Source organism: Streptomyces sp. XY006, from assembly GCF_002237655.1.
Classification (GTDB): domain Bacteria; phylum Actinomycetota; class Actinomycetes; order Streptomycetales; family Streptomycetaceae; genus Streptomyces; species Streptomyces levis.
This window is the reverse complement of record NZ_NOKT01000022.1, coordinates 110,166-125,330: the sequence shown is the minus strand read 5'-3', so window position 1 is coordinate 125,330 and position 15,165 is coordinate 110,166. Positions and strand designations below refer to the sequence as shown.

15 protein-coding genes are annotated in these 15,165 nt (G+C 64.8%); 8 read left to right on the top strand and 7 right to left on the bottom strand.

Going from position 1 to position 15,165, the window contains the following annotated elements; genetic code table 11:
* The first annotated feature begins 28 nt into the window (after positions 1 to 28).
* Together ku and CHR28_RS25100 are read left to right on the top strand one after the other, a co-directional pair.
* Positions 29 to 1,048: a non-homologous end joining protein Ku gene (ku, locus tag CHR28_RS25105; RefSeq protein ID WP_441351041.1), complete on the top strand. Its 1,020-nt coding sequence runs from the start codon at positions 29 to 31 to the stop codon at positions 1,046 to 1,048.
* A 91-nt stretch (positions 1,049 to 1,139) separates the two neighbouring features.
* Complete coding sequence (locus tag CHR28_RS25100) at positions 1,140 to 2,099, top strand: MBL fold metallo-hydrolase (protein WP_094055947.1); 960 nt, start codon at positions 1,140 to 1,142, stop codon at positions 2,097 to 2,099.
* Between the two features lie 127 nt (positions 2,100 to 2,226).
* On the opposite strand, the gene CHR28_RS25095 is transcribed toward CHR28_RS25100, so the two are convergent.
* On the bottom strand, positions 2,227 to 2,706 hold the full coding sequence (locus CHR28_RS25095) for an Asp23/Gls24 family envelope stress response protein (RefSeq protein WP_094055977.1): 480 nt from the start codon (positions 2,704 to 2,706) through the stop codon (positions 2,227 to 2,229).
* A 472-nt stretch (positions 2,707 to 3,178) separates the two neighbouring features.
* Here CHR28_RS25095 and CHR28_RS25090 point away from each other — a divergent pair, with 472 nt between their 5' ends.
* Positions 3,179 to 3,859 carry an esterase/lipase family protein gene (locus CHR28_RS25090; protein WP_441351040.1) on the top strand — a complete coding sequence of 227 codons (681 nt, stop codon included), beginning with the start codon at positions 3,179 to 3,181 and terminating at the stop codon, positions 3,857 to 3,859.
* 716 nt (positions 3,860 to 4,575) lie between these two features.
* Here CHR28_RS25090 and CHR28_RS37535 read toward each other — a convergent pair.
* Complete coding sequence (locus tag CHR28_RS37535; protein ID WP_143655890.1) at positions 4,576 to 4,863, bottom strand: hypothetical protein; 288 nt, start codon at positions 4,861 to 4,863, stop codon at positions 4,576 to 4,578.
* A gap of 212 nt (positions 4,864 to 5,075) precedes the next feature.
* Positions 5,076 to 6,389, bottom strand: coding sequence for an N-6 DNA methylase (locus tag CHR28_RS25080; protein ID WP_179272553.1), 1,314 nt, complete (start codon positions 6,387 to 6,389; stop codon positions 5,076 to 5,078).
* A 118-nt stretch (positions 6,390 to 6,507) separates the two neighbouring features.
* On the opposite strand from CHR28_RS25080, the gene CHR28_RS25075 reads away from it, so the two are divergent.
* Both CHR28_RS25075 and CHR28_RS37530 read left to right on the top strand, forming a co-directional pair.
* The gene (locus CHR28_RS25075; RefSeq protein ID WP_094055943.1) at positions 6,508 to 8,598 is read left to right on the top strand and encodes a sensor histidine kinase; all 2,091 of its coding nucleotides are present in this window, start codon (positions 6,508 to 6,510) and stop codon (positions 8,596 to 8,598) included.
* Between the two features lie 49 nt (positions 8,599 to 8,647).
* The gene (locus CHR28_RS37530; protein ID WP_143655886.1) at positions 8,648 to 9,352 is read left to right on the top strand and encodes a hypothetical protein; all 705 of its coding nucleotides are present in this window, start codon (positions 8,648 to 8,650) and stop codon (positions 9,350 to 9,352) included.
* A 1,373-nt stretch (positions 9,353 to 10,725) separates the two neighbouring features.
* Here the strand turns inward: CHR28_RS37530 and CHR28_RS25070 are convergent.
* The 4 genes from CHR28_RS25070 to CHR28_RS38510 all read right to left on the bottom strand — a co-directional run bounded on the left by CHR28_RS25070 (position 10,726) and on the right by CHR28_RS38510 (position 12,586).
* The gene (locus CHR28_RS25070; protein WP_094055942.1) at positions 10,726 to 11,103 is read right to left on the bottom strand and encodes a hypothetical protein; all 378 of its coding nucleotides are present in this window, start codon (positions 11,101 to 11,103) and stop codon (positions 10,726 to 10,728) included.
* Positions 11,104 to 11,443: 340 nt separating this feature from the next.
* Positions 11,444 to 11,869 (bottom strand): ATP-binding protein, encoded by a 426-nt coding sequence (locus tag CHR28_RS25060; protein ID WP_094055940.1) that lies wholly within the window; start codon positions 11,867 to 11,869, stop codon positions 11,444 to 11,446.
* Between the two features lie 46 nt (positions 11,870 to 11,915).
* Positions 11,916 to 12,323, bottom strand: coding sequence for an NUDIX hydrolase (locus CHR28_RS25055; protein WP_094055976.1), 408 nt, complete (start codon positions 12,321 to 12,323; stop codon positions 11,916 to 11,918).
* A gap of 20 nt (positions 12,324 to 12,343) precedes the next feature.
* The gene (locus CHR28_RS38510; protein ID WP_256984392.1) at positions 12,344 to 12,586 is read right to left on the bottom strand and encodes a hypothetical protein; all 243 of its coding nucleotides are present in this window, start codon (positions 12,584 to 12,586) and stop codon (positions 12,344 to 12,346) included.
* Here CHR28_RS38510 and CHR28_RS25050 point away from each other — a divergent pair.
* From CHR28_RS25050 to CHR28_RS25040, 3 genes are all read left to right on the top strand, one after another.
* Positions 12,500 to 13,219 carry a GntR family transcriptional regulator gene (locus CHR28_RS25050; protein WP_233580483.1) on the top strand — a complete coding sequence of 240 codons (720 nt, stop codon included), beginning with the start codon at positions 12,500 to 12,502 and terminating at the stop codon, positions 13,217 to 13,219. The two genes, CHR28_RS38510 and CHR28_RS25050, sit on opposite strands and share 87 nt — an antisense overlap.
* Positions 13,220 to 13,386: 167 nt before the next feature.
* Positions 13,387 to 13,743 carry an SCO3933 family regulatory protein gene (locus CHR28_RS25045; protein WP_094055939.1) on the top strand — a complete coding sequence of 119 codons (357 nt, stop codon included), beginning with the start codon at positions 13,387 to 13,389 and terminating at the stop codon, positions 13,741 to 13,743.
* Positions 13,743 to 15,119: an FtsK/SpoIIIE domain-containing protein gene (locus tag CHR28_RS25040; RefSeq protein ID WP_094055938.1), complete on the top strand. Its 1,377-nt coding sequence runs from the start codon at positions 13,743 to 13,745 to the stop codon at positions 15,117 to 15,119. The genes CHR28_RS25045 and CHR28_RS25040 overlap by 1 nt, the downstream gene beginning before the upstream one ends.
* Positions 15,120 to 15,165 lie beyond the last annotated feature (46 nt).

Genomic DNA, 15,165 nt, shown 5'->3' with positions numbered 1-15,165 from the left:
CCCGAGCGTGACCGGAAGGGTGCTGCACGTGAGATCCATATGGAACGGCGCCATCTCATTCGGCCTGGTCAGCATTCCGATCAAGCTGGTGAACGCCACCGAGAGCCACTCGATCTCCTTCCGCCAGATCCACACCGAGGACGGCGGCCGCATCCGCTACCGCAAATTCTGCGAACTGGAGGACCGCGAGGTCACCCAGGGGGAGATCGGCAAGGGGTACGAGGACGCGGACGGCTCGATCATCCCGATCACCGAGGAGGACCTGTCCAGCCTGCCGATCCCGACGGCCAAGACGATCGAGATCGTCGCGTTCGTCCCGGCCGACCGGATCGACCCCCTCCAGATGGACGCCGCGTACTACCTCCAGGCGAGCGGGGCCCCGGCGGCGAAGCCGTACACCCTGCTGCGCGAAGCGCTCAAGCGCAGCAACAAGGTGGCGATCGCCAAGTTCGCCCTGCGCGGCCGCGAGCGGCTGGGCATGCTCCGGGTCGTCGGAGACGCGATCGCGATGCACGGGCTGCTCTGGCCGGACGAGGTCCGCGCCCCGGAGGGCCTCGCCCCCGACACGAACGTCACGGTCCGCGACAAGGAGCTGGACCTCGCCGACGCGCTGATGGACACCCTGGGCGAGGTCGACCTGGAGGACCTGCACGACGAGTACCGCGAGGCCGTCGAGGAGGTCATCGCCGCGAAGGCCGCCGGCGAGGCCCCGCCGCAGGCGCCCGAGCCCGCGGCCGGCGGCAAGGTCCTTGACCTGATGGCGGCCCTGGAGAACAGCGTCCGCGCGGCCCGCGAGTCCCGCGGCGAGGAGGCCGGGGACCACGCCGAGGTCAAGCCGCTGCCGCGCAAGACGTCCCGCGCGGCACCGAAGGAGACCGGCGGCAAGAAGTCGACGTCCACGGCGAAGAAGACGGCCGCCAAGAAGACGGCGGCCTCGTCGAAGAAGTCGACGGCCAAGTCGGCCCAGGGTGCGAAGAAGACGGCGGCGAAGAGCACGGCGAAGAAGACACCGGCGAAGAAGTCGACGCCCCGCAAACGCTCGGCCTGAGGCCGCCGGTCCGCGCACGTGCCCCGCACGCTCCGCGGACTGGCCGGCTTCGGCACGGGTACTCCGCCACGGGGGGAGACGGGAGAGCGCGATGCCAAGCCCCGAGGACAAGCCCACGGCCCCACCCCACCCCGCCGCGGAGGGACCGCCCACCGGCGAAGACACGCCCGCCGCCGACACCACCGTCGCCCGCACCACGGTCGCCGAAATCATCGGCGACGACGACACCCTCGACATCCACTTCATCGGCAACGCGACGGTGCTGCTGACCTACGGCCCGCTCACCCTGCTCACCGACCCCAACTTCCTCCACCGGGGCCAGTACGCCCACCTCGGGTACGGCCTGCTGAGCCGCCGCCTCACCGAACCGGCCCTCGACGTGCCCGAACTGCCCCGCCTCGACGGGATCGTGCTCTCCCACCTGCACGGCGACCACTGGGACCGCCGGGCCCGCCGGCACCTGGACCACACGGTGCCGATCCTGACCACCCGGCACGCGGCCCGCCGCCTCAAGGTCCTGCACGGCTTCCAGCGCACGGCCGGCCTGCACACCTGGACGTCCCTCACCCTCGAACGCGGCGGAGCCCAGGTCACCGTCACCGCCCTGCCGGGCCGGCACGCCGGCCACCCGGCGCTGCGCGCGCTGCTGCCGCCGGTCATGGGAAGCATGCTGGAGTTCGGTCCCGCCGGCGGCCCCCCTCGCCTGCGCCTCTACCTCTCGGGCGACACCGTGCTCCACGACGGCCTGGACGAGATCACCCGCCACTTCCCCTCCGCCGACCTGGCCGTCCTCCACCTGGGCGGTACCACGCTCCCCGGCGGCTTCGTCGTCACCATGGACGGCGCCCAGGGCGCGGAACTGGCCCGCCGCCTGCGCCCCCGCCTGATCCTGCCGGTCCACTATGCCGACTACACGGTCATGCGCTCCCCGCTGTCCGCCTTCCTGGCCGAGGCGGATCGGCTGGGCCTAGGCGACCGCGTGGTCCACTGCCCACACGGCCACCGCACCCGCATCACCGCCACACCCGGCGCGACACCAACGGTGCCCTGAGCCGACACTCTTAAGGCCACGGCCCTCAGGCCAAAAGCCCTGCGGCCAAAGGCCCTGCGGCCACAAGCCCTCAGGCCGCGAATCTTCAGCCCCGAGCCTGCAGCCCCGAGCCTTCAGCCCTGAGCCCTCAGGCCACGCGCCTGCCGCCCTGCCCGGATCCGGACTCCTCGCCCTCGTCCTCCGGCTCGTCGGGCAGATGGACGTCGTCGACGGCGATGTTGACCTCCACGACCTCCAGGCCGGTCATCCGCTCGACGGCGTTGATGACGTTGCTCCGGATGTCGGCCGCAGTGTCGGCGATGGCGGCGCCGTACTCGACGACCACATTCAGATCGACGGCGGCCTGACGCTCGCCGACCTCAACCTTCACGCCCTGCGTGACGCCGCTGCCGGAACCGGTGCCCGGCACACGCTGGCGCACGGCGCCGATGGCCCGGGTCATCCCGCCACCCAGGTGATGCACCTCCGGAACCTCCCGGGCGGCCATCCCGGCGATCTTCGCGACGACCGTGTCGGCGATCGCGGTACTGCCACGGGTCTCCGGAGCTCCCTTGCCCTGCGATGCAGTGACCCCGTCCTGCTGCCTGCGCTGAGTGGTCTCGGTCATGACCGTCACCTCGATGGGGGTGAGGGGGCGAACAGCGTGTTTCCGTTCCCCTCCACGGTAGAACAACGGTGCACAAGGGGCGAAAGTGACAAACCGCGGCCACTCGGCCGGGCATCGCAGTGCCCCGAGGTCCCGACGATTTTCTGCCGCTCCCACCCGTACCTCTTCCGCGCCGCACTGCCCGCGCGACTCAGGAGGGCCGGTCCTCAGCGGGCCGCCCGGCAGGACCGAACCTGCGCCCAGGAAGGCCGGGCGGTGGATCCACGGCCCGGCAGGCTGCGTCATGCACGGCCGGAGGCGCGAGGGCCGGGCAGCGACAGTCGCGCGGCTCATAAACGCTACGACGTGGAGCGAAACTGCAGGTGATCGGCCCTGTGTCGGTATCTGCGCGGTTATTGACTCCGCTGGCCTACTGGGCAGTAACCTCCTCCCGGCCTCCCCCCACAGAGCCGCCGATCACCAGAGGTACGCGTTGAAGAAGTACGTGCTTTCCGCTGTCGTAAGCACTCTGCTTGCGTTCACGTCCGCCGCTCCGGTCCACGCCGCCGATCCATCGACTTTCGGCCCGTCCAGCCACCCTGTCCTGTTCGTCCACGGATACAGCTCGTCCGGCTCCTACTGGAACACCATGGCCGACGCCTTCCGAACCGACGGCTGGCCGTCGTCCCACCTGGACCAATGGAGCTACGACTGGCGGCAGTCCAACGCCGCCACCGCCCAGCAGCTGGCCGTCGAGGTGGATCGCCTGCTCGCGGCCACCGGCGCATCCAAGGTCGACATCGTCAGCCATTCCATGGGCGGCCTGTCCAGCCGGTACTACGCCAAGAACCTGGGAGGCAGCGGAAAGATCGACGCCTGGGTCTCGCTGGCCGGCCCCAACCACGGCACCGACTGGGCCAACGGATGCGGCTACACCTCCTGCTTCGAGATGCGCATCGGGTCCGCCTTCCTCACCTCGCTGAACTCCGGCGACGAGACCCCGGGCACCCCGCGTTACGGCACCTGGTGGTCGCCCTGCGACACCGTCATCAACCCGGGCAGCAGCGTCCCCCTGAGCGGTGCTGTGAACACCCGGACCGCCTGTCTAGGTCACAACGCCATCGGCTCGGATCCGACGGTCTACGGCCAGGTGCGCGACTTCGTCAACAGCTGAGGCACCGCCTCACGACCGGGCAGTGGGACAGGCACTGCCCGGTCACGAGCGCGTACTCGACACGGACCGGCACTGCCCCTCGGCAGCACATCCGGTGACCGGCGAACGCCGACGGCCGACGTTGCTGCCCAGGCGGCAAACTTCCCCGGCGGTCGCCCGGCGTGGCTCGGGCGGCCGCGGCTTTCGGAGCAACCACCGTCGGACAGACCGTCTTTCAGCTTGGTGACGCACCCCGATGGACGCCGAGGGAGAGACAAAGCACGCGCCAGCTGAAGGCCTGTCCTGGGTCTTGCTGGCAACCTCGGTGAGTTGGGCTTTTGCTGGTCAGGGGCGATGGACTCGTGCGTCGGGAATCGTCGTTGGCCGTCATCAGCCACTGTCGAGCGGCTCGGATCCAGAACCAGCCCAGCCCAGTAGGCACGGGGACGGTGACCCGGGCGGCACATACGCGAAGACCCCGTCTCAGCGAAAGCGCTGATGACGGGGTCTTTGGGCACCTCATGCAAGGTGCCCCCGGCAGGATTCGAACCTGCGCACACGGCTCCGGAGGCCCATTGCGTCCCCCAAGAAACCCCTGGTCCGGAGCCTAGGCGCCTAAGGCTGACGGGTCGCCGTCCACGGATAGTCCACGAGGCGTACCAACCAGGCTCGTCGAATGCGTCATGCGCCTCCGAAGCAGGAGGTGGCCTCAGTCGCTTGCGGACCTGGCGGAAGCGCTACAGCAGTTGGTTCTCTAGTGCGTAGTTGCGTGCGTGCAGCATGGCCTGGGAGCGATCGTCAGGAGGAATCCCGGGAAAACAGTGGCTACGCTTCTCATCGCCTCCCTGACGCCAGAAGAGCCACCAGCCGACGTCGCCGTGCTCTGGACGACCATGAGCGAGGAGCAGATGCCTATCGTCCAGCGTCTCAGTCTCGCCGAACTCGACAACTACTATGTCTCTCTGGGAGTTCATGGCCTTGATCGCCTCCCAATGTGCAAGGCAACGGATCGTTGAAATGCTCATTATCCTCCCGGGCTTCTTCCCGCGCTATTCTGGACGGAACGCAGCAGGTCAGCTCCTGCCTCCTACCTCACTGCACAGGTCGCTGAATCCCGGCCATCGGATGACTGGGGCGGTGAGATGCCCTGTCATAGTCGCCGCGGCAGCCCGACGTAGCGAAGAGTGAGGGACATGCGTGTCACAACGCATCTAAGAGGCAACCCTAAGCCAGGGGGCTAGCTGGCGCGCTCACTCCAAGGAAGTTGCTTGATGGCGGATACGGTTAGATGACGGCAACTAATCCGGTCGTCTAGCAACTCATTCGTGGACGAATCAGCGAGCATTTTAACTAGTGCGTTGCACTCCTTGACGCCACCCTTGAGAGGTTTCGCGACTAGTAGGTGGTTGTCAACGGCCACCTCCTGATCTCCTGTTACGAGTACGCCTGCCGCCCGGGAAGCAGATCCTTCAGTAGGACGCGAAGTCCTTCGAATTGCGACAAAAGGAGGTTCGAATAGACGCCCACTGAAGAGTCGCCGTCGGGAAGGAATCTCCGCGCGGCCTGAGGCCGGCAGGTCGCGGGCCACTAGGAATGGCCGACTCTCACCTTCGTGAGGGTCACGATTGTCGACCACCGTTCCCACGCGCACCTCGAAGAGATCCCCAACCGTCCTGCCCTCCGGAGGCTTACTCCACCACGGCACGGACTGCCGGCTAGGTCCAGTTGTTCGAACCTTAGCCACAAGAAGGAAGACGTCAATGTCGGTATGATCGTCAAAAACCCCGAGCCGCTCGACATGAGTAACGTCCGTATGGCACTCAACGGTGGCGCGCCACTTGTTGAAATTTGATCCGCTGCGCAAAGAGTCCGGCAAAATGGCAGTTATATAGCCACCTCTTCTGACATGCTGCAGGGCGTCCAGGAAGAAGATCGCCGCATTTGAAGTTTTTCCCTGGGCCCACTTGCAGCCCCTAGACGCCGGTGCCCGAGTGAATGGCGGGTTTAATACCACTGCATCCACAGGCTTTGCTTCTTGGGTGCGAGCGTCAGCCTGCTGAATGCCTTTAAGGTGTTCTAGCAGGTTGGTGGATTGGTCGAACTGACCGGACATCTCGTAATGGCGCTTCAAGGCGGACAGTGCAATCCTGCGCCGAGCGGTTTGGATGAATTCCTCATGAAGATCCCAACCATGGAGGTTTTCGCCCCAGTTCGCCAGGGTCTCCGGAACCGTGGCACTGATGGGCATCACTTCCGTCGCCGCCAGCAAGAGGTCGCCGGCACCGCACGTTGGGTCGAGGTATGACTCAGCCGGGGTGGCTGCCAGGACCTCAGCAACCTTGGCCCTGAGGTTACTTGGAGTGAAGAAGGCCCCTACTTGCCGCCTATAGCTGAGGGGTACGAGCCGCCTGAGCTCGGCCGCCGAGTGCCCGTCAAGTAGCCGGTCGACCTGCGGGCGGGCGGCTTCCCCCTGGCTCTGCAGGCTGTCGAGCACCCCGTCGATGTGGGCTGTGTGCTCTAGGTACGGCACACTGCCTGGCACGCTGTCCACGTTCCAACTCCTATACTCGACAACCCCTGTTGAACGGAAGGTGGCAAGGGTACTATCTCCGCTACCATCTTCCGGGATGGGACATGTCGGCGCGTGGTGAGGATGTTGCGTGACAGCGATGGCCAACCTCAGGTTCTCCCCGGAGATTTTGCGTCGATTAGGGGAGGAGCTTGTCCCTCACCCAGATCTGGGAGTCATTGAACTCGTGCGAAATGCGTACGATGCAGATGCTCCGACTTGCTCCGTTGAGATGGAATCCGTTGAGACCCGTGGTGGTCGAATCGTCGTAACCGACACCGGCGATGGTATGACGGAAGAAGACATCATCCGGGGCTGGCTGCTTCTTGGGAAATCATCGAAAGCTGAGTCCACGCTCACCAGGAAGGGTCGCCGGAAGGTTGGCGAAAAGGGCCTCGGAAGACTAGCAGCACTGCGACTCGGCCGTTACGTCACGCTCACCACTCGCCCACGTGAGACTCCCGGGGTACAGCACGTCCTGCATATCGACTGGCGCAGCTTCGACGCAGTTTCAGCAGTCGAAGACGTTCAGCTCAGCATCACAACCGCGCCGACCGAAGCGGGGCCGGGGACAAAGATCGAAATCGACGAACTGTCGACGGCATTTAAACCAAGGGATGTTGAGCGTCTCGCGCGTGCGCTGGTCCTACTGACGGGACCCTTTCCCGGGCCAGCTGACTTTCGAGTCGATTTGAATGCTCCTGAGTTTCAAAAACTTGCGAGCATCGTTCACCAGTCCTTCTTTGAGGAAGCCGAATATCGCATTGTCGCCGAGTTGAACGACACTGGGCGAGCCTCAGCCAAGCTATATGACTGGCGAGGTGAAGAAATCGCAAGCGGAGGTCACAGCGAAGTGAGCTCCGCAGGGTCAGAGCGAGGCGACTCCCCAATTGCGTACTTCACGCCAGCAGCACACTTCGAGCTCTGGTCATACAACCTGAGCGCCAATGCGTTCACCATCCGAGGGTCGAAGCACAAGGTCTCCGAAGTTAGAAACTGGCTGAGGTCAGTCGGCGGCGTTCACCTATATCACCGGAATCTGCGTGTGCACCCTTACGGGGACGAGGGGCACGACTGGCTTGACATGAACTTGCGCAGAGTTCGCAGTCCTGAGTTGCGTCCGGGAACAAACACCGCGGTAGGGCGAGTCAGCGTAATAGACGAGGAGCAGCGGCTCACTCCCAAGACTGACCGGACCGGTTTCCTCGAAACACCCGAGTTTGTAGAGCTGGCGCGTTTCGGCCGTAATGTTCTGGACTGGGCAGCCAAGGAGCTGTTGCGTCGCCGCGAGCGGGAAAAGGGAAAGAAGCAGCAGCAGGCGGGCGATAAGGTCGAGAACGCGCTGAGCAAGCTTCAGGACACGGTTAACAGGCTGCCGCCGCAGCAACGTCGGGAGGTCCTGGAGGCCACGAACTACCTGAGGTCTGCGTTCGACGAGAAGGTCAGAGCTGTCGAAGATGACCTTCTTTTGTACCGGACCCTCAGTACTGTTGGAACTACAACGGCAGTTTTCGCACACGAAACCAAGCAGCCCGTCGATTTGATTGACCAAGCTTCTGGCCTAATCGCACGACGAGCGGCACGCCTCCTCAAGGACCAATACACCGACCAGTTGTCGGAGCCGGTCGAAACTGTGCGTAGGGCTGCTGACTCACTTCGGACCTACGCGGACATTCCGTTGCGACTGTTGCACCGGAGGAAGCGTCGGGCGAGGGTTGTCGATGTCAACGAAGTCGCTGCAGATATTGTTGCGCTCTTCGGCCCGCACCTGGAGGGCGCGAACATCGAAGTAGAGATGCAGCTGGCAGATAATGGGGCACCTGTAAAAGCGACTGTCTCTGCGATTGAAGCCATGTTGGCTAATCTCCTCGCTAACGCGACTTATGCATTCACTCAGCCGCAGACCGACGGCACGTCGCAGCGGATGATCGTCATAAAGACCGACCTCAATGCCGACTCAGTCTTCGTGACGGTCATGGACAATGGTCCGGGCATCGATACATCAAAGTTGGCCTTGGATGACATCTGGTTGCCGGGTGCGACGACTCGCGAAGATGGAACGGGCCTCGGGCTCACGATCGTCAGGGACGCTACAAGGGACCTGAAAGGCGAGGTTTTCGCTAAACCGGTCGGAGAAATTGGCGGTGCGGAGTTCAATATTGAACTACCGCGCGCCACGACTCTCTCGTGAACGTGCAGTCAATGCCATCTGTAAAGCAGAATGCTAGGAGAACACGATAGTGAACGTGCTGGATCGTCCACTCGGTCCTGGCGATCCGATCGCGATCATTGAGGATGAAGAGGTCAATAGGCGAACGACAGGATGGATAGTGGAGGAGGCCGACTTCACGCCGGTACCTATTTCCCGCATCCCGGCATCGTTGGATGAATTGTTCGCCGAGATCGAGGGTAAGGCGGCCGCAGTAATTTGCGATCACCGTCTTGGGCGAGGAAGTGCAGTATCGTACTTCGGTGCTGAAGTGGTGGCGAAAAGCAATCGGCGGAAGATTCCGGCGGTACTGCTTACTAGCTATGCCAATAGTGACGAAAATTCGACCATTCGCCGCTGGCGGTCGGAGATTCCAATGCTCCTCAGTAGAGGGTCAGACAGCGACCCCGATCGTCTCGCGCGAGCACTGAGTCTCGCTGAGGATGAGTGCCGAGGCGTGTACACCGAAGCCCGGAAGCCGTACCGCGTGATCGTCCGGGTGCAAGACTGCCGCTATGGACCAGAGGGGGTGGTCGCGGAGTGTGTTGTAACGGCCTGGCAGCCGCGTACTACTGTCGATGTTCCAGCGTCGATGATCGTAGAGTCGTTGAATACGCCGATTAAAGAGCTCATTGGTAAACGTCTCAGCGCTGACGTCAATATCTATGCTCCTACGGCGGGCGAGTTGTATTTTCGCGATTTCAGGATGGGGCCGGGGGTACCCGCAGGATGGTAAGCACGGGCACGACTGCAGGCGGGACTGCAAGGCCGCTTGAAGTGATTATCGTTGACGTTGGTCACGGAAATTGTGCCGTTATTCGGGACGGGCTCAAGAGTGCGATCGTGGACATACCTCGCGGTAAGCCCGTCATCAATGCGCTCGTGGACAATAAGTGTCATCACATTGAGCACCTTCTTTTGTCCCACCCTGATGAGGATCACATCGGCGGCGCCGCGCGTTTGTTGGCGGATCCTGACGTAGCTATCGCCAATTTCTGGTGCAACCCGAGCGCCATCCAAGACACGGCGACTTATCTCGACTTAGTCGAGCAGGCCGCGTTACGCGAGGACCAGCGTAAGACTCGCTACCGGAGCAACTTGAATGTGGGAGCTCGCGAGGATCTCAACTTTGAGCGCGTAGGTATCGAGGTGCTGCACCCTGATATGCGCCTCGCGGGGATCGGCCAGGCCGCCAGAAGCCATAAGCTGGGAGAAGTGTCAAGTAACCGGATGTCTGCCGTGTTACGTGTAAGTCTCGCGGGTGCCCCAGCTGTACTGCTTGCCGCAGACATCGACGATAAGGGTTTCGAAGCCATTATTGGTCGAGGTGTCGATCTGCGGGCACCAGTCCTGGTTTTCCCCCACCATGGAGGATCAGCCAAGGGCGGGGATGACAGGGCATTTGCGAGGCGTGTGTGTGAGCAAGTCCAGCCTCAATTGGTTGTCTTTTCTCTCGGGCGGCACAAGTATAAGAACCCGCTGCCTGAGGTACTTGCCGGCGTTCGAGATGCCGTCCCTTCGGCGCATATTGCGTGTACGCAAGTGAGTAAGCACTGTCACTCTCGTGACGCAGTCAGTGGAACTGCGTCTCACCTCTCACTCACTTGGCCGTCGGCCGGTAAGGCTAAGGGAGAGTCATGCGCTGGCACGATCGTTGTACGTGCTAGAAGCAATGGGGAAATCGTGTATGACCCAACGCAGAGTCAACACGCTCAATTTGTGGTTCAGCACCTGGACGCACCCCGATGCCTCAACCTTGTGGTGTGAGGGCGGTGGAGCGGCTTTGGGCTGGAGCTGCTTTGGCGCGAGTGATCATGGCCCCGTAAGCTTCCGGCGCGTCGGGCAGTCTGTGGACCTGCCCGTTGCAGCACGACGTTGGGGCCATGATCTTCGAGGCTCGCGCCAAAGTGGCTGCCTAAAGCCGTGGAACCGACCGCCCCAGCCACGACGTACCCCTTCTCTGGCATCAGGCGGCTGATTGTTTTGAGCGCGGCACGGGCGCCGGCCGGGCTGGAGCGGGGCGGAGACAGGAGCGCAGGCCCGGCCGGGGGCCGGGCCGCGCGCGGGGAGCGGAGCGAGCCGCCTTGAACCAGTAGAGAAAGTTGTAACTCAGTCGGTGGTGTGGGGCTTGAAGTCGTGTGCGCAGGCTGGGAGATCGACCCCTTGGCGGTGGGCTAGCGGCAGGAAGATGACTGGCCTGATCGTCCAGGTGATACGGGTGTCGGCGTGGGTCAAGGAGACTGCGCAGGGTTCCATGCGCAAGAGGGCTCGTCGGGTATCGATGCGGCTGTCGTAGAGCCAGGTCCACGCCTCGTTGCAGGCGTCGGGGTCGAGTGCTGGTGAGATGGTGCGCAGGGCGACTGCTACCCATCTGTCTGCCTGCGGTGCCGAGTAGGCATCAAACGAAGCGTGCAGGACTCGTTGCTCCGCCTGGGCGAGGTCTTCGGTCCAGCACTCGCACCAGTAGCCGCGCGGGAGTTCAGTCACGAGGTCACTCCCGGTGGGTAGGCCACGAGTACATAGCGGGTGTTCTCGTCGTGCAGGGTGAGTTGGTAAGCAGTGCCCTCGGTCAGGTAGGCGAGTGCGCGTTCGTGTTCGGGCTCGTCGGTCAACCAGTGGCGTCCTGGCTGGGCGTACGCCGCGTCGAGCTGGTCGGTGACATTCCTTGTCTGCTCGCGCAGCCAACGCAGTGCGAGGCGGGGGCTCGCTGTGTTGTGCGCTCCCAGAGGGATGGAGCGGGTCTCGTACGCGGGGTATGCCGCTGCCCAGCAGCAGTACAAAGTGCTGTCTGCTGCTGCGGCTAAGCGTTCGTCAGGGGCCGCGGTCACTACGCGCCCCCTCCCTGTCGCGCTTCCGCGAAGAGTTCCGCGGTGATCGTGTGGCCGGCCTGGCTGTTGTGGACCACGACCCGGTGCGCAAGTGCGGTGACCATGCCCAGCCCGCGGCCGTGTTCGGCGTCCTGGTCCTGGTGCTCGACCTTGGGGGAGATGCCGGTGCCTCCGGCGTCCGTGACCGACAGGGCGACCACCTGCGGGGAGACGGCCAGGGCCAGGTGGAAGCTGCCGAATGCCGCGCCGCTGGCCGTGTGGAGGATTGCGTTCGCGCTTAGCTCGCTCACGATCAGTTCGGCGTCGTCGGCCAGGGGAGATCCGCGCAGGATGTCCCGCGTCCAGCGGCGGGCCCGGCTGACCTCTTCCGGAAAACCTGGGCAAGTGAGTCCCCAGACCCGGGCGGTGCTCGTATACTCGTGCATACAAGTTCCTTCGTGCTGGTAGGCCGCCATGTGTAGCGGGTTCGGGCTAGACGAGTTTCACGCCGTCGTGGGCGCGGATGGCCGGCGGGGCTACAGCGTCCAATGCGTCCAGGACGCGGATCGCGTATGCCTCGTCGGCGAGTTCGATGACTTCTTCGCGGGTGGCCCAGCGCAGTGCGCGGGTCTCGTCTCCGGTGGTGGGCGTGCCGTCGGCGGTCTCACAGCGGAAGACCATGGAGACGATCAAGCCCTTCATGTTCTTGTAGATGCCGGTCAGGGTCGCGGGAAGTGCGATCTTGATGCCGGTTTCTTCGAGAACTTCGCGCTGGAGGGCCTCGGGGATGGTTTCCTCGCGTTCGAGGATGCCGCCCGGGGGTTCCCAGTGGCCGTTGTCGCGGCGCTTGATCAGGAGGGCGCGGTCCTGGTCGTCGACGATGACTCCGGCGACGCTCACGGAGTGCGGACGGTCGGTGCTCACGTTCCTCTGCCCTCTCGGATGGCTAGGCTCTCCACCGTAGCAACAAAGCTCGCCCACTCGTCTAGATACCTAAAGGAGTACACGTGCCTTCTCTTTCCTCCGGCCTTCTCGGCGACCTCGACCCCACGAGCGATCGTGCGGTCTTTCGGCAGATCGCCGACCAGCTGCGCGAGGCCATCGACCGTGGGCGATTCAAGGAGGGCGAAAAGCTGCCCTCCGAGGCCGAACTTGTCGAGCATTACGGGGTTTCCCGTATGACCGTTCGAAACTCCTTCTCCGTCCTCCAGGGCGAGGGCCTGGTGCACGCCGAGCACGGCAAGGGCGTCTTCGTGCGACCACGCCCGCCTGTCAGGCGGCTCGCCTCCGACCGGTTCGCCCGGCGCCATCGTGAGCAGGGGAAGTCCGCGTTCATCGTGGAGGCCGACGCCGCCGGCAGTCACCCGCAGGTGGACAGCCTGGAGGTCAAGGAGGAGAAGGCCAGTCAGGACGTCTCCACCCGGCTCGGGTCCGTACGGCGGGTGCTGGCTCGGCGTCGCCGGTATCTGCTGGACGGGCGGCCGGTGGAGTTCGCCACCTCGTATCTGCCGCTCGACATCGCGCGCGGTACGCCGATCGCCGAGCCGAACCCCGGGCCTGGTGGCATCTACGCCCGGCTTGAGGAGCTGGGCCACCGCCTCGACCACTTCGAGGAAGAGATTCGTGCCCGGATGCCCTCGCCCGATGAGGTCCGGACGCTGCGGCTGGCCTCCGGTGTGCCGGTCATTCACCTGATCCGGACCGCGTTCGACCAGGAGGGGCGGGCCGTGGAGGTCTGTGACACGGTCATGGCGGCGGACGCGTACGTGCTGTCGTACCAGCTCCCGGCGACGTGAGCGCCTGATCGGTGGTGGTGCGCGGGGGCGCTTTCTCCGAACTCGTACGCCCCAACACGCTTACTCGTATAGACGAGTGGGCAAGTTATGTGGCAAGGTGGTTGCCGTTCCCGGGAGATCGGGTACGAACCCTGCATCTTGTATAGACGAGTAGATGGGAAGAAGTCTTGCGCACCATCCGTGTAGAGACCTCGGCCGCAACGATCCTGCTGACCGAGGCCCCTGAGCCCAAGGTCCGTGACCGGCAGACGGGCGAGATCGCCAAGGACGCCACCAGCGGGGAGGCGCTGATGACGATCGGCGTCGTCTACCTGGAGGACGGCGAGTCGTCGCTGATCAAGGTCACCGTTCCGGAGAGCGGAGTGTCCGAGGGGCTGACGCTCGGGGCTCCGGTCTCGCTGCCGGGTCTGGTGGCCCGGCCGTGGGAGAGTGTCTTCAACGGGCAGCAGCGGCACGGCATCGCGTTCCGCGCCGCCGCCGTGACTCCGGCCGCGTTCCCGGCCGCCACCGGGGCCGCTGCCTGATGACCGATCTGACGACGCTCCTGGAGGTGGGTGGTCCTGTTGCCGCACTCGGCGGCGGGGCCGCCTACGCCCGGGCCAAGCATCCCGGGGTGTACTGGTCCACGGTCGGCCTGCCGATATCCACGGCTCGGCTCCTCAGCTCGTACGGCTCGGTCATGAAGGCCTGCGGCCTGACTGTGGCTCCGTCCCGGCTGCGGATGCTGGCGGTCAAGGCCACCACTCGCCGTGAGGTCCGGTCCGTACCGCCGCGTCGGGGCATCATCCGGCCCACCTCGACCGGGCTGCGGCTCCGTCTCCGGCTCGCTCCGGGGCAGGAACCGGCCGACGTCGCCGCCTCGGCGGAACGGCTGCGGCATGCCTGGGGCGTTCACGCCGTGTACGTGACGACGGTCAAGCCGGGTGTGGTTGAGCTGCGGCTGGTCGGCTTCGACGTGCTGCGGCGAGTGCGGATGCCGCGCAAGGTGGACGCCGGGTTCCTTCAGGTGCCGGTGGCCCTGCGGGAGGACGCCATGCCGTTCATACGCGACTACCGGACCGTGCCCCACCAACTCACCCTCGGCGCCACGCTGTCGGGTAAGTCCATGTATCTGCGGCACCTGATCGCCGGACTCGCCCCTCAGCCGGTCGCCCTGGTCGGGATCGACTGCAAGCGCGGTGTGGAGCTGGCGCCGTTCGCGGCCCGCCTCTCGGCGCTGGCGACCGAACCGGAGCAGGCAGCCGAGCTGCTGCCCGTGCTCGTGAAGGAAATGGAGGACCGATACGACCTGATCAAGGCCCGGCAAGGCATCGCCCCGGAGACCCCGGCCGAAGAGATCACCTCCGACATCTGGGGACTGCCCGAGTCCGGACGTCCCGTCCCCCTCGTGCTGTTCGTGGACGAGGTGGCCGAGCTCTTCCTCGTCGCCACCAGGAAGGACGAGGAACGCCGGGACGAGATGGTCACCCAGCTCATCCGGCTCGCCCAACTTGGCCGCGCGGCCGGCATCTACTTGGAGGTCTGCGGGCAGCGCTTCGGTGCTGAGTTGGGCAAGGGTGCCACTATGCTGCGGGCCCAGTTGACCGGCCGCGTCTGCCACCGTGTGAACGACGAAGCCTCCGCGAAGATGGCGCTCGGCGACATCGCACCCGAAGCGGTCATGGCCGCCTGTGCCATCGCCCCCGAACGGCCCGGCCTCGCCGTGGCAGGTGACACCTCGGGCGGCTGGTCGCGCATCCGGACGCCGTACCTGTCCCTCGGTGACGCCGCCGAGACCTGCCGCGAGTACGCGCACGTGGTGCCGGACCTGCCCGTGCTCAAGCCCTTCCAGCCCGAGGTGACGGTAAGGCCGGTTGAGTCCGCGGCCCCGGTCGTCGAACCGCGCCCGGCAATCGGCTGACCTCCTCCACCAACCCCGGTCGGCGTGACCCTCTCGCGCCAAGTCC

What these genes read in the sequence shown, in the direction of transcription:
- CHR28_RS25100 (WP_094055947.1), top strand. Translation starts at nt 1,140, where the DNA reads ATGCCAAGCCCCGAGGACAAGCCCACGGCCCCACCCCACCCCGCCGCG.
- CHR28_RS25095 (WP_094055977.1), bottom strand. Translation starts at nt 2,706, where the DNA reads ATGACCGAGACCACTCAGCGCAGGCAGCAGGACGGGGTCACTGCATCG.
- CHR28_RS37535 (WP_143655890.1), bottom strand. Translation starts at nt 4,863, where the DNA reads ATGAGCATTTCAACGATCCGTTGCCTTGCACATTGGGAGGCGATCAAG.
- CHR28_RS25075 (WP_094055943.1), top strand. Translation starts at nt 6,508, where the DNA reads ATGGCCAACCTCAGGTTCTCCCCGGAGATTTTGCGTCGATTAGGGGAG.
- CHR28_RS25060 (WP_094055940.1), bottom strand. Translation starts at nt 11,869, where the DNA reads ATGCACGAGTATACGAGCACCGCCCGGGTCTGGGGACTCACTTGCCCA.
- CHR28_RS38510 (WP_256984392.1), bottom strand. Translation starts at nt 12,586, where the DNA reads ATGCTCGACAAGTTCGGCCTCGGAGGGCAGCTTTTCGCCCTCCTTGAA.
- CHR28_RS25040 (WP_094055938.1), top strand. Translation starts at nt 13,743, where the DNA reads ATGACCGATCTGACGACGCTCCTGGAGGTGGGTGGTCCTGTTGCCGCA.